Consider the following 13,529-nt stretch of genomic DNA (forward strand, 5'->3'; position numbering starts at 1 on the left):
CGGGGAGCCCTCTCATCCCTGTCGGCGGCCATGGCGCGAGCCGCCTCGGCCCCGGGGTGCGTGCCGCCTCAAGCCCCGGAGTGCGAGCCGCCTCGTCCGGACGTGACAACGGGAGCCGTCGCACCTCCCACCGCGGGCAGGCGGCGTCGCCGCCGGTCCTATCCGTCCCGCTCCGGCGCCCGCGGCGGGGAGACCGTCCTGCGCTGCGGACGTCGCTGGGAAGAGGTACGGATGATCAGCTCGGTCGGTATCACCTGTTCGACGGGCTGGTCGGACTCCACGCCCTCGATGGCGTCGATGAGCAGCTGGACGACGGCCGTGCCGATGCGGCGGGGCTTGAGCGACAGCGTCGTGATGGGCGGCTCGGTGCTGGCGTACACGGTGGACTCGCTGCAGCAGACCAGAAGCAGGTCCTCCGGTACGCGCAGCCCGTAGCGGCGGGCGGCGGCGAGTAGATCGGTGCCGTTGGGATCGAACAGGCCGTAGACGGCGTCGGGGCGGTCCGGCCGGGCGAGCAGACGGTCGGCGGCGACGGCGCCGGCGCACGGGTCGTGGGCGGGGTAGGCCTCGTAGACCGGGTCCTGTCCGACCCGCTCGCACCAGCGCAGATAGGCGGTGGTCGACAGGTGGGTGTACGTGTCGGTCGAGGTGCCGGTGAGCAGTCCGATACGGCGGGCGCCGGCGTCGGCGAGGTGGTCGAGGATGTTGAGGACGGCGGCCTCGTGGTCGTTGTCGACCCAGGCGGTCACCGGCAGGGAACCGGCCGGGCGGCCGTCGGAGACCACCGGTAAACCCTGCCGGACCAGCTCGGTGACGACCGGGTCCTGGTCGGAGGGGTCGATGACGACCGTGCCGTCCAGGGCGACGTTGGACCACACGTCGTGGCGGGAGGTCGCGGGCAGGATGACCAGGGCGTAGCCGCGGGCGAGCGCGGCCGAGGTGGCGGCGCGCGCCATCTCGGCGAAGTACGCGAACTCGGTGAAGGTGAAAGGTTCATCCCCGTACGTGGTCACGGTCAGACCGATGAGACCCGACTTGCCGGTACGGAGGGTGCGGGCCGCGGCCGAGGGGCGGTAGCCCAGCCGGTCGGCGACCTCGCGGACGTGCCGCCGGGTCGCGTCCGGGAGCCGGCCCTTGCCGTTGAGGGCGTCGGAGACGGTCGTGATGGAGACTCCGGCGGCGGCGGCAACGTCCCTGATGCCCGCCCGGCCCGGCCGGCTGCCTCGGCGTGAGGTTTCCGCGCGGCTCACCTGGTGCTTCCCTGCTGCTGTCATGGCGAGGTGATAGTAGGGCTCATGCCGTGGGGTAGGGCGGGCGCATATGCACGCGTTGACAGGCACGTTTCTGCATGGTCGCGAAGGGTCAACTGCCTGGGAATGCAAGGTAGTTGCGCGTTTTGCTGCCAGGACGCGATGCGTGGGGGTGGATAGGCCTGGCGCGCCCCCGATGTTTCGAAGAGGTCTCAACTCACCTTGACGAGGGATGCGCGCCACGGCGCGAGCCACCGGCGCGTAGATATATGTACGGCGCGCCCCCCGCGCTGTACGCCTTCGCCGTGCGCTTCGTCTGCCTTCATCCGACGATGCCCGGGATGCCGGCGCGCAGGGGAGGTGCCGCCGCCGCGGCCGCCGCTCAGGAGGTCGCTGCAGACCGGTACGCAGCGCGGCCCAATCCTCATAAGGTGAGCAGTATTGGAAGCCGGCGGCAGTGACGGGCCGCCGGTGGTCGCGAGGAGGACTGCGGTGAGCGAGACGAGCCCGAAGCTGCGCGCCGAGCTGGAGGGTATCCCCACCTACAAGCCGGGCAAGCCCGCCGCGGCAGGTGGCCCGGTGGCCTACAAGCTGTCCTCCAACGAGAACCCCTATCCGCCGCTGCCGGGCGTGATGGAGCGCGTGACCGCCGCCGCCGGGGAGTTCAACCGCTACCCGGACATGGCCTGCACAGGCCTGATGAACGAGCTGTCCGAGCGCTTCGGCGTCCCGCTCTCCCACCTCGCGACCGGCACCGGCTCGGTCGGCGTCGCCCAGCAGCTGGTGCAGGCGACCTCCGGTCCGGGCGACGAGGTGATCTACGCCTGGCGCTCCTTCGAGGCGTACCCGATCATCACCCAGATCAGCGGGGCGCGCTCGGTGCAGGTGCCGCTGACCGAGGGCGATGTCCACGACCTCGACGCGATGGCGGACGCGATCACCGACCGTACCCGGCTGATCTTCGTCTGCAACCCGAACAACCCGACGGGCACGGTGGTGCGCCGGGCCGAGCTGGAGCGCTTCCTCGACCGGGTGCCCGGTGATGTGCTGGTGGTGCTGGACGAGGCCTACCGGGAGTTCATCCGCGACCCCGAGGTGCCGGACGGCGTCGAGCTGTACCGGGAGCGGCCCAACGTGTGCGTGCTGCGGACCTTCTCCAAGGCGTACGGCCTCGCCGGGCTGCGGGTCGGCTTCGCGATCGCCCATGAGCCGGTGGCGGCGGCGCTGCGCAAGACGGCGGTGCCGTTCGGGGTGAGCCAGCTGGCGCAGGAGGCCGCGATCGCCTCGCTGCAGGCGGAGGACGAGCTGCTGGGCCGCGTCGGCTCGCTGGTGTGTGAGCGCACGCGCGTGGTCGACGCGCTGCGGGCGCAGGGCTGGACGGTGCCCGAGACGCAGGCCAACTTCGTGTGGCTGCGGCTGGGTGAGCGCACGCTCGCGTTCGCGGAGGCATGCGAGCAGGCCGGTGTGGTCGTGCGTCCGTTCGCCGGCGAGGGGGTCCGGGTGACGGTCGGGGAGACCGAGGCCAACGACATCTTCGTGAAGGTGGCGGAGAACTTCCGCAAGGAGCTGTAGGGCTCCGCACGCAGGGAGCCGTCAGGCTCCGTCGGCAGATCACGGGTGGCGCCGCGGGTGCGGCCGCGGCCTGGGTGAGCTGCCCGTGGTCGAGGGCTGGATCGGTCCGGTGACTGGTGACCCGGTGGACCGGATCGGTCCGGTGACCGGTTCAGCCGGTGGACCGGGTCGGGCCGGCGGCTGGTCAGCCGGTGGGCTGGGTCAGTCCGGCGGTCCGGTGGACCGGGTCAGTCCTCGATCAGTTCCACGCGGACGGGGTCGCCGTCGCGCACGGTGGCCAGGGCGCGAGCGTCCCCGTCCAGGCGTCCCATCACATTGCAGGGGCTGGCCAGGCGGCATTCGTCGCCCTGGGAGATGGGCGTCGGCCCGTAGGGGAGGGCGAGCGCGTCGCCGTCCGTCCAGAAGGCCACGGTGCCCGGCTCGACGACCTGCCGGGCCGTGGTTTCACGTGAAACCGAGACCCCGGTGTCGAAGTAGACCTCCTCGCCCCAGGTGCGGGCGACGGAGACCAGGGGCAGGGCCTTGGCGAGGGCCTGGGTGGTCGCGGTGTCGTCGAGGGTCGCGGTGAGGTGTCCCGCGGGCCAGGAGATCCGGATCCGCGTCGTCGTGACGTCGTGTGTGCTGTCCGTAGTGGAGTGCGTCTGCATGGCGCGCAATTCAACACAACGTTGAAGTCGCTGCCAAGAGTCTGCCGTGGCGGTCAAGGGGGGACCCCCCTTCGAACGTCGAAAATCGGTGCGTCATAATGGCTTGTGAATGTGAATGCATTCACAAGCGTGTCCCGGTTGCTCCCGCGTTGTGTGTGACAAACAGGGGCAAACGGCTGCCGTACCACGGCGAGGTAAGGAGACTGACGACGTGGACCTGGCTTTGGCGCCGGAGACACTGGCGCGCTGGCAGTTCGGCATCACCACCGTCTACCACTTCCTGTTCGTCCCGCTGACGATCTCTCTCGCCGCGCTCACGGCCGGGTTGCAGACCGCCTGGGTGCGCACGGAGAAGGAGAAGTACCTCAGGGCGACCAAGTTCTGGGGCAAGCTCTTCCTGATCAACATCGCGATGGGTGTCGTCACCGGCATCGTGCAGGAGTTCCAGTTCGGCATGAACTGGTCGGACTACTCCCGCTTCGTCGGCGACATCTTCGGGGCGCCCCTCGCCTTCGAGGCCCTGATCGCCTTCTTCTTCGAGTCGACCTTCATCGGGCTGTGGATCTTCGGCTGGGACAAGCTGCCGAAGAAGATCCACCTGGCCTGCATCTGGATGGTCTCGATCGGCACGATCCTGTCGGCGTACTTCATCCTCGCCGCGAACTCCTGGATGCAGCACCCGGTCGGCTACCGGATCAACAAGGCCAAGGGCCGCGCCGAGCTGACCGACTTCTGGGCCGTGCTGACCCAGAACACCGCGCTCAGCCAGGCCTTCCACACCCTGTCCGCGGCCTTCCTCACCGGCGGCGCCTTCATGGTCGGCATCGCCGCCTTCCACCTGGCCCGCAAGAAGCACATCCGCGAGATGAAGACCTCGCTGCGGCTCGGCCTGATCACCGTGGTCATCGCCGGCCTGCTCACCGCGGTCAGCGGCGACACCCTCGGCAAGGTCATGTTCAAGCAGCAGCCGATGAAGATGGCCGCCGCCGAGGCCCTGTGGGACGGCCAGAGGCCCGCCCCGTTCTCCGTCTTCGCCTACGGCGACGTCGAGAAGGGCCACAACTCGGTCGCCATCGAGATCCCCGGCCTGCTGTCCTTCCTGGCCAACGACGACTTCACCTCGTACGTCCCCGGCATCAACGACGTCAACAAGGCCGAGCAGCAGAAGTTCGGGCCCGGCGACTACCGGCCCAACATCCCCGTCACTTTCTGGGGCTTCCGCTGGATGATCGGCTTCGGCATGACGTCCTTCGCCCTCGGCATCGCCGGCCTGTGGCTGACCCGCAAGAAGTTCCTGCTGCCGCAGCATCTGAGGGTCGGCGAGGACGAGGTGCCGCACCTGGTGCTGTTCAAGAACAAGGCGCTCAGCCCGAAGCTCACCGTCTGGTTCTGGCGCATCGCCGTCTGGACCCTGGCCTTCCCGCTGATCGCCAACTCCTGGGGCTGGATCTTCACCGAGATGGGCCGCCAGCCGTGGGTCGTCTACGGCGTCCTGCAGACCCGTGACGCGGTCTCCCCCGGCGTCTCCCAGGGCGAGGTCATCACGTCGATGGCCGTCTTCACCACGCTGTACGCGATCCTCGCCGTCGTCGAGGTGAAGCTGCTCGCCAAGTACGTCAAGGCCGGCCCGCCCGAGCTGTCCGAGGACGACCTGAACCCGCCCACGAAGATCGGCGGCGACTCCCGGGACGCCGACAAGCCGATGGCCTTCTCGTACTAGGCCGAGGGAGCTGCACAGACATGGAACTGCACGACGTCTGGTTCGTCCTGATCGCCGTCCTGTGGACCGGCTACTTCTTCCTGGAGGGCTTCGACTTCGGAGTGGGTGTCCTCACCAGGCTGCTGGCCCGCGACCGGGCCGAGAAGCGGGTGCTGATCAACACCATCGGCCCGGTCTGGGACGGCAACGAGGTGTGGCTGCTGTCGGCGGGCGGCGCGACCTTCGCCGCCTTCCCCGAGTGGTACGCCACCCTGTTCTCCGGCTTCTACCTGCCGCTGCTGGTCATCCTGGTCTGCCTGATCGTGCGCGGTGTCGCCTTCGAGTACCGCGCGAAGCGGCCCGAGGAGCAGTGGCAGCGCAACTGGGAGAGGGCGATCTTCTGGTGCTCGCTGATCCCCGCGTTCCTGTGGGGCGTGGCGTTCGGCAACATCGTGCACGGCGTGAAGATCGACCGGAACCTGGAGTACGCCGGGAACCTCGGCGACCTGCTCAACCCCTACGCCCTGCTCGGCGGCCTGGTCACGCTGACGCTGTTCACCTTCCACGGGACGGTGTTCACCGCGCTGAAGACCGTCGGGGACATCCGGGAGCGGGCGCGGAAGCTGGCCCTCAAGGTCGGTCTCGCCACCGCCGTCCTCGCGCTGGTCTTCCTGGGCTGGACGCAGCTGGACCGGGGTGACGGTGCGAGCCTGGTCGCTCTGGTGGTCGCCGTCGTCGCCCTGCTCGCGGCGCTCGTGGCCAACCAGGCCGGGCGCGAGGGCTGGTCGTTCGCCCTGTCCGGCGTCACCATCGTGGCCGCCGTGGCCATGCTGTTCCTGACGCTGTTCCCGAACGTCATGCCGTCCACGCTGAACCCGGACTGGAGCCTGACGGTCACCAACGCCTCGTCGAGCCCCTACACCCTGAAGATCATGACCTGGTGCGCGGCGATCGCCACGCCCGTGGTGATGCTCTACCAGGGCTGGACCTACTGGGTCTTCCGCAAGCGGATCGGCACCCAGCACATCGCCGAGCCCGCGCACTGAGGTCTCCCCTCGCGCACTGAGGTGTGTTTCACGTGAAACCAATCGATCCGCGTCTGCTCCGGTACGCCCGGGCCACCCGCCGCTTCCTGCTGGCGGTGGTCGGCCTGGGCGCCCTGGGGGCGGTGCTGGTCATCGCCCAGGCGATGCTCATCGCCGAGACGGTCGTCGGCGCGTTCCAGCACGGCCTGTCCGTGTCCGGCCTGCGCACCCCCCTGCTGCTGTTGGTGGCCGTCGCCGCCGGCCGCGCCCTGGTCGCCTGGCTCACCGAGCTCGCCGCCCACCGGGCGAGCGCGGCGGTGAAGTCGGAGTTGCGCGGCCGGCTGCTGGAGCAGGCCGCCCGGCTCGGCCCCGGCTGGCTGGCAGGGCAGCGGACCGGATCGCTGGTCACGCTCGCCACGCGCGGCATCGACGCGCTCGACGACTACTTCTCGCGCTATCTGCCGCAGCTCGGTCTCGCGGTGGCGGTTCCGGTGGCGGTCCTGGCGCGGATCGTCACCGAGGACTGGGTGTCGGCGGCCATCATCGTCGCCACGCTCCCCCTCATCCCCGTCTTCATGATGCTGATCGGCTGGGCGACCCAGTCCCGGATGGACCGTCAGTGGCGGCTGCTGTCCCGGCTGTCCGGGCACTTCCTCGATGTCGTCGCCGGGCTGCCCACGCTGAAGGTCTTCGGCCGGGCCAAGGCGCAGGCCGAGTCGATCCGGCGGATCACCGGCGAGTACCGCCAGGCGACGATGCGGACCCTGCGGATCGCCTTCCTGTCGTCCTTCGCGCTGGAGCTGCTGTCCACGCTGTCCGTCGCCCTGGTCGCGGTGACGATCGGCATGCGGCTCGTCCACGGCGAGATGACGCTCTACGACGGCCTGGTCGTCCTCGTCCTCGCCCCGGAGGCGTATCTGCCGCTGCGGCAGGTGGGCGCCCAGTACCACGCCGCCGCGGAGGGACTGGCGGCGGCGGAGGAGATCTTCGCCGTCCTGGAGACCCCGCTGCCGCAGTCGGGCACCCGGCCCGTGCCCGCCGGCGCCCTCGCCTTCGACGGCGTGCGCGTGCGCTACCCCGGCCGCTCGGCGGACGCGGTGACCGACGTGTCGTTCAGCGTGGAAGAGGGGGAGACCGTCGCCCTGGTGGGGCCCAGCGGGGCGGGCAAGTCCACGCTGCTCGCGGTGGTGCTCGGCTTCGTGACACCGACCGCCGGGCGGGTGCGGATCGGGGGAGCGGACCTCACGGACGTGGACCTTCAGCAGTGGCGGTCGCGGATCGCCTGGGTGCCGCAGCGGCCGCAACTGTTCGCCGGGACCATCGCCGACAACGTGCGCCTGGCCCGGCCGGACGCCGACGACACCGCCGTACGGCAGGCACTCGCCGACGCGGGGGCGGACTTCGTGGACGCGCTGCCGGACGGACTCGGCACCCTGCTCGGCGAGGACGGGGCCGGGCTGTCCGCCGGGCAGCGGCAGCGGCTCGCGCTGGCCCGCGCGTTCCTCGCCGACCGTCCCGTGCTGCTGCTGGACGAGCCGACGGCCGCCCTGGACGGACGGACCGAGGCGGAGGTCGTCGCGGCCGTGCGCCGCCTCGCCGTGGGCCGCACGGTCCTGCTCGTCGTGCACCGGCCCGCGCTGCTGGAGGTCGCCGACCGCGTCGTGCGGCTGGAGGCCGCGGACCGTGACGCGCGAGCGGACGACGCCACACCGGCCGCGCCCGGGACGAACGGCCCCACGAGCGGCCCCCGGCCCATCGAGGTCGCGCGGGCCACCGCCGAAACCGCGGATGCCGCCGCAGACGGCACCGCCCGCGGCGGCAGCGTGCTCGCCCGCGTCCGCGCCATGTCCGGCGCCCGGCGCGGCCGGCTGCTGCTCGCCCTGCTGCTCGGCAGCCTGGCGCTGGGCAGCGCCGTCGGCCTGATGGCCACCTCCGGTTGGCTGATCTCCCGGGCCTCCCAGCAGCCGCCCGTGCTCTATCTGATGGTGGCGGTGACGGCGACCCGGGCCTTCGGCATCGGCCGCGCGGTCTTCCGCTACGCCGAGCGGCTGGTGTCGCACGACGCCGTGCTGCGCATGCTCGCCGACACCCGGGTCGCGGTCTACCGGCGGCTGGAGCGGCTCGCTCCCGCCGGGCTGCGCGCCCACCGCCGCGGTGACCTGCTCGCCCGGCTCGTCGGGGACGTCGACGCCCTCCAGGACTACTGGCTGCGCTGGCTGCTGCCCGCCGGGGCGGCCGTGCTCGTGTCGGCCGCCTCGGTCGGTTTCGCCGCCTGGCTGCTGCCCGAGGCGGGCGCGGTGCTCGCCGCCGGCCTGCTGGCGGCCGGCGCGGGCGTGCCGCTGCTCACCGGTGCGGTGGCCCGCCACGCCGAACGCCGGCTGGCGCCCGCCCGCGGTGAACTGGCGACCCGGGTCACCGACCTGCTCACCGGGACCGCGGAACTCACCGTCGCCGGAGCGCTGCCCGCCCGTACCGCCGCGGCCGCGCGGGCCGACGTGACCCTCACCCGGATCGCCGCCCGAGCGGCCGGTGCCACCGCCCTCGGCGACGGGCTCACCGCGCTGCTGTCGGGGCTGACGGTCGCCGCCTCCGCCCTGGTCGGCGCCCAGGCGGTCGCGGCCGGACGGCTGAGCGGGGTCGCGATGGCCGTCGTCGTCCTGACCCCGCTGGCCGCGTTCGAGGCCGTGACCTCGCTGCCGCTCGCGGTGCGCTACCGGCAGCGGGTGCGCGAGAGCGCCGGGCGCGTGTACGACGTCCTGGACTCCCCCGCGCCGGTGCGGGAGCCGGAGCGGCCGCTCACGGCCCCCGCCACCCCGTTCCCCGTCGTCGTCTCGGGTCTGACGGCCCGCTACCCGGGCCAGGACCGGGACGCGCTCGCCGGGATCGATCTCACCCTGCGGCCGGGGCACCGGATCGCCGTGGTCGGCCCGTCCGGGTCGGGCAAGACGACCCTCGCGCAGGTGCTGCTGCGGTTCCTGGACCCGTCGGCGGGGTCGTACACGCTGGCCGGTGCGGACGCCCGCGCGCTCGACGGCGACGCCGTACGCCGCTTCGTGGGCCTGTGCGCCCAGGACGCCCACCTCTTCGACAGCTCGGTGCGCGAGAACCTGCTGCTGGCGAAGAAGGACGCGACCGAGGCCGAGCTGCGTGAGGCGCTGGCCCGGGCCCGGCTACTGACCTGGGCGGACAGCCTGCCCGACGGGCTGGACACGCTGATCGGCGAGCACGGCGCCCGGCTGTCGGGCGGGCAGCGGCAGCGGCTCGCGCTGGCCCGGGCCCTGCTCGCGGACTTCCCCGTCCTCGTCCTGGACGAGCCCGCCGAGCACCTGGACCTGCCGACCGCCGACGCCCTCACCGCCGACCTGCTGGCCGCCACCGAGGGCCGCACCACCGTGCTCGTCACGCACCGCCTCGCCGGTCTGGAGGCCGTCGACGAGGTGATCGTGCTGGGCGAGGGCCGCGTGGTGCAGCGCGGCCCCTACCCGCGGCTGGCCGCCGAGGAGGGACCCTTCCGCCGGATGGCGCGGCGCGAGGCGGACGCGGAGGTGCTCGTCGGCGCCCGCTGACACCGGGCCGCTCGTGACGGGCCGTCAACCCCCGTCGGGTGACCCGGTCGCAGTAATCCGCTCCCCCAGTCGTACGACTCGGGTGGGCTCGCGTCCGCCCGCCGCGCGACGATCGCCGGCATGCGTTCACTTCGCCGCCGCCCGCTGATCGCCGCGGTCCTGTGCTGCGCGCTGGCGGCCCTCGCGGCGGGCCCTTCGCCCGACGGCGGCGACGGCGGTGACGGCGGTGACGACGCCGGCGGTGGGGTCGGCACCGAGGTCGCCCGCCTGTACCAGGACGCCGCCGTGGCGACCCAGCGCTACGAGCAGGGCCGGCGCGAGGCCGACGCGCAGCGGGTGCGCGCCGTACGGGCCGAGGGACTGCTCGACGGTCAGCGGCGGCGGCTCGGCGCGCTCCACGAGGACCTGGGGCGGATCGCGCGGGCCCAGTACCGCACCGGCGGCGGGCTGCCCATGGCCGCGCGGCTGCTCATGGCGGACAGCCCCGACCAGCTGATGCGCGGTCAGCATGTGCTGGCCACCGCCCAGTCGGCCGTGGGCCGCGCGATCGACCGCAGTCGGCGGGCCGAGGCCCGGCTGGTCGCCGACGAGGCGAGGACGGCGTCCGCCTGGCAGGCGCTGGAGAAGCGCACCGCCGAGCTCGCCGTGCTGAAGAAGAGCATCGAGGCGAAGCTGGAGGACGCGCGCTCCCGGCTGCAGGGCCAGGCCGACGCGTCGGTCGCGGCGGGCAGCTGCCGCGGTGCCGTCCGGCTGGAGCAGCCGCCGCTGGACGGCACACGCGCGTGGGTCGCGCCGGTGGAGAGCTACCAGCTGTCCGCGGGCTTCGGCAGCGACGGCTCGCACTGGGCGCACCGGCACACGGGTCAGGACTTCGCGGTGCCGATCGGGACGCCGGTGCGGGCGGCGGGCGCGGGCCGGGTGGTGCGGGTGTCCTGCGGGGGCGCCTTCGGCATCGAGATCGTGCTTCAGCACCCCGGCGGCTACTACACGCAGTACGCGCACCTGGCCGCCGTGGCCGTCGACCCGGGGCAGCAGGTGCTGGCGGGGCAGTGGATCGGCCAGTCCGGCACGTCCGGCAACTCCACCGGCCCTCATCTGCACTTCGAGGTGCGGATCACGCCCGACATGGGCTCCGCGCTGGACCCGGTGCCGTGGCTCGCGGAACGCGGGGTGCCGGTGGGCTGACGCCCCGCGGAGTGCGCCACCCCCGGGCGACCAGCGCTGCCCGGCAGCCTCCGGGATCCGCAGCCCTTCGGTTACCCGCGTTCCGCGAGCAGTTGCTCGATCACGACTGCCACGCCGTCGTCGTTGTTGGCGACCGTGCGTCCCGAGGCCGCCGCGATGACGTCGGGGTGGGCGTTGCCCATGGCGTACGAGCGGCCCGCCCAGGTGAGCATCTCGACGTCGTTGGGCATGTCCCCGAAGGCGACGACCTCCTCGTGGGAGATGCCGCGCTCGGCGCAGCACAGGGCGAGGGTGCTGGCCTTGGAGACACCGGGCCCGCTGATCTCCAGCAGGGCGCTGGGGCTGGACCGGGTGACGTTGGCGCGCTCGCCGAGCGCGAGGCGGCCGAGGGTGAGGAAGGCGTCCGGGTCGAGCGAGGGGTGGTAGGCGAGGATCTTCAGCACCGGTTCGTCGGGCAGCGGACCGTCGGGGCCCAGCAGCTCCTCGGCGGACAGGAGGACGTCGGGGACCTCCATGTGCAGCTTCGGGTAGTCCGGCTCCTGGTTGAAGCCGTAGGTCTGCTCGATGGCGTACACGGTGCCCGGTGCCGCGTCCCGCAGCAGCCGTACGGCGTCCAGCGCGTTCTCCCGCGCCAGCTCGCGCACCTTGACGAACCGGTGGGCGCCCGGCCCGCCGTGCAGGTCGACCACGGCGGCGCCGTTGCCGCAGATCGCCAGGCCGTGGCCGTGGACGTGGTCGCTGACGACGTCCATCCAGCGGGCCGGGCGGCCGGTGACGAAGAAGACCTCGATGCCCGCCTCCTCGGCGGCCGCGAGGGCGGCGACGGTACGGGGGGACACCGATTTGTCGTCGCGCAGAAGGGTGCCGTCCAGATCGGTGGCGATCAGCCGCGGCGGGAGAGCGGAGGCCGGGGTCTCGGGCTGTCGGGTCGCTGAGGTCACCGGCCCATTGTCCCGCATATGCCCGCACGACCGTGCGGCACTGTGCACATCTGAGGGCATCTGAGGGATTACCCTGCGTGCCGCACGCCCGGCCGCCGACGGTCCCGGCGGTCACCCGCACCCGCTGCCGCCATGCCCGCCACCGGACTGTTCCGCCGGTCACCCGTACCCGCCGCGGTCACCCCAGCCGCCGAGGTCACCCCAGCCGCCGCGGTCACCCCAGCTGCGCGAGCCCCTTCACGGCGATCTCCTCGAAGACCTCCTGGTCGGCCGCGAAGTCCGAGTCGGGGATCGGCCAGTGCAGGACGATCTCGGTGAAGCCCAGCTCGCGGTGGCGTCCGGCGAAGTCCACGAAGGCGTCGACGGACTCCAGCGGCCGGCTGCGGTCCGGGGTGAAACCGGTGAGCAGGATCTTGTCCATCCCGGTCACGTCCCGCCCGATGGCCTCGCACGCCTCGGACAGCTTCTGCAGCTGGCCGCGCAGCGCCTGGACCGACTGCTCGGGCGTGCCGTTCTCGTACAGCTTCGGGTCACCGGTGGTCACCCAGGCCTGACCATGGCGGGCGGCGAGCTTGAGGCCGCGCGGGCCGGTCGCGGCGACCGCGAAGGGCAGCCGGGGACGCTGCACACAGCCGGGGATGTTGCGTGCCTCGTACGCCGAGTAGAACGTGCCGTCGTGGCTGACGGCGTCCTCGGTCAGCAGACGGTCCAGCAGCGGCACGAACTCGGCGAAGCGGTCGGCCCGCTCGCGCGGCGTCCACGGCTCCTGGCCGCTCGGCAGCAGGGTCGTGGCGTCGAAGCCGTTTCCGCCCGCGCCGATGCCCAGGGTGATCCGGCCGCCGGAGATGTCGTCCAGGGAGATCAGCTCCTTGGCGAGGGTCACCGGGTGCCGGAAGTTCGGGGAGGTCACCAGGGTGCCGAGGCGCATCCGGTCGGTGACCGAGGCGGCGGCGGTCAGGGTCGGGATCGCGCCGAACCAGGGACCGTCGCGAAAGCTGCGCCAGGACAGGTGGTCATAGGTGTAGGCGGTGTGGAAACCGAGCTGCTCGGCGCGCGTCCAGGCCGCACGGCCGCCCTCGTTCCAGCGGCGGTAGGGGAGGATCACGGTGCTCAGACGCAGACTCATGCCCCCGAGCGTAGGCGCACGCCCCTGTTTCACGTGAAACGATCAGACGTTTCACGTGAAACGGTCACCGCACGCGGCTGCCCAGCCACGGAGTGAGCAGGCCGGGCGAGACGTACTCCCGGTGGGTGCGGTCGCCGGGCAGCGGCACGATCAGGAAGTAGCCGGGAGGGAAGCGGCGCGCCCGTACATGGGCGAGGCCGCCGAAGACGGACCGCAGGAACGCCGGCACCTCGTCGCGGTCGAGGTCGGGGAACTCGACGCCTTCGACCTCGATCAGCGCGTCATCCTCGGGGAAGAGCCGGACGCTCACCTGAGGCAGGCCGCCGAACTCGACATAGGCCTCGTGCGGGAGGGTGCCGTCGGGGTCGGTCGCGACGCCCACACCCGCGGCGGTGCGGCGGGAGGTCTGATCGGCGCCGATGGCGTGGCTGACGTCGATCTCACGCGCATACTCCCCGGCGAGCTCGCGCAGGGCGGCGACGGCGGCCTCGGTGGTCGGCAAGTGGTCCATACCTCTT

General features: G+C 72.3%; 10 protein-coding genes. 5 read left to right on the top strand and 5 right to left on the bottom strand.

Annotated elements, in window-relative coordinates; translation table 11 throughout:
• Positions 1-158 precede the first annotated feature (158 nt).
• On the bottom strand, positions 159-1,274 hold the full coding sequence (locus tag ACF1AL_RS32920; RefSeq protein ID WP_391658731.1) for a LacI family DNA-binding transcriptional regulator: 1,116 nt from the start codon (positions 1,272-1,274) through the stop codon (positions 159-161).
• A 468-nt stretch (positions 1,275-1,742) separates the two neighbouring features.
• Here ACF1AL_RS32920 and hisC point away from each other — a divergent pair, with 468 nt between their 5' ends.
• Positions 1,743-2,822, top strand: a complete 1,080-nt coding sequence (hisC, locus tag ACF1AL_RS32925; RefSeq protein ID WP_391702274.1) for a histidinol-phosphate transaminase — start codon at positions 1,743-1,745, stop codon at positions 2,820-2,822.
• 227 nt (positions 2,823-3,049) lie between these two features.
• On the opposite strand, the gene ACF1AL_RS32930 is transcribed toward hisC, so the two are convergent.
• Positions 3,050-3,469: a cyclophilin-like fold protein gene (locus ACF1AL_RS32930; protein ID WP_391702277.1), complete on the bottom strand. Its 420-nt coding sequence runs from the start codon at positions 3,467-3,469 to the stop codon at positions 3,050-3,052.
• Between the two features lie 211 nt (positions 3,470-3,680).
• Here ACF1AL_RS32930 and ACF1AL_RS32935 point away from each other — a divergent pair, with 211 nt between their 5' ends.
• From ACF1AL_RS32935 to ACF1AL_RS32950, 4 genes are all read left to right on the top strand, one after another.
• Entirely contained in the window at positions 3,681-5,189 is a 1,509-nt protein-coding gene (locus ACF1AL_RS32935; protein WP_391702279.1) for a cytochrome ubiquinol oxidase subunit I, read from the top strand.
• 20 nt (positions 5,190-5,209) lie between these two features.
• Positions 5,210-6,214 carry a cytochrome d ubiquinol oxidase subunit II gene (gene cydB, locus ACF1AL_RS32940; protein ID WP_366835145.1) on the top strand — a complete coding sequence of 335 codons (1,005 nt, stop codon included), beginning with the start codon at positions 5,210-5,212 and terminating at the stop codon, positions 6,212-6,214.
• A gap of 32 nt (positions 6,215-6,246) precedes the next feature.
• Entirely contained in the window at positions 6,247-9,759 is a 3,513-nt protein-coding gene (gene cydD / locus ACF1AL_RS32945) for a thiol reductant ABC exporter subunit CydD (protein ID WP_391828429.1), read from the top strand.
• Between the two features lie 120 nt (positions 9,760-9,879).
• Positions 9,880-10,944: a peptidoglycan DD-metalloendopeptidase family protein gene (locus tag ACF1AL_RS32950; protein ID WP_391828431.1), complete on the top strand. Its 1,065-nt coding sequence runs from the start codon at positions 9,880-9,882 to the stop codon at positions 10,942-10,944.
• 71 nt (positions 10,945-11,015) lie between these two features.
• On the opposite strand, the gene ACF1AL_RS32955 is transcribed toward ACF1AL_RS32950, so the two are convergent.
• The 3 genes from ACF1AL_RS32955 to ACF1AL_RS32965 all read right to left on the bottom strand — a co-directional run bounded on the left by ACF1AL_RS32955 (position 11,016) and on the right by ACF1AL_RS32965 (position 13,522).
• Positions 11,016-11,903, bottom strand: a complete 888-nt coding sequence (locus ACF1AL_RS32955) for an HAD hydrolase family protein (protein WP_366835142.1) — start codon at positions 11,901-11,903, stop codon at positions 11,016-11,018.
• A 196-nt stretch (positions 11,904-12,099) separates the two neighbouring features.
• Entirely contained in the window at positions 12,100-13,011 is a 912-nt protein-coding gene (locus ACF1AL_RS32960) for an LLM class flavin-dependent oxidoreductase (RefSeq protein ID WP_391828433.1), read from the bottom strand.
• A gap of 64 nt (positions 13,012-13,075) precedes the next feature.
• A complete protein-coding gene (locus ACF1AL_RS32965) occupies positions 13,076-13,522 on the bottom strand; it encodes a hypothetical protein (protein ID WP_391828435.1) in 447 nt (148 codons plus the stop codon).
• Positions 13,523-13,529: the final 7 nt, after the last annotated feature.

It is taken from the genome of Streptomyces sp. NPDC014801, from assembly GCF_043082085.1.
GTDB lineage: Bacteria > Actinomycetota > Actinomycetes > Streptomycetales > Streptomycetaceae > Streptomyces.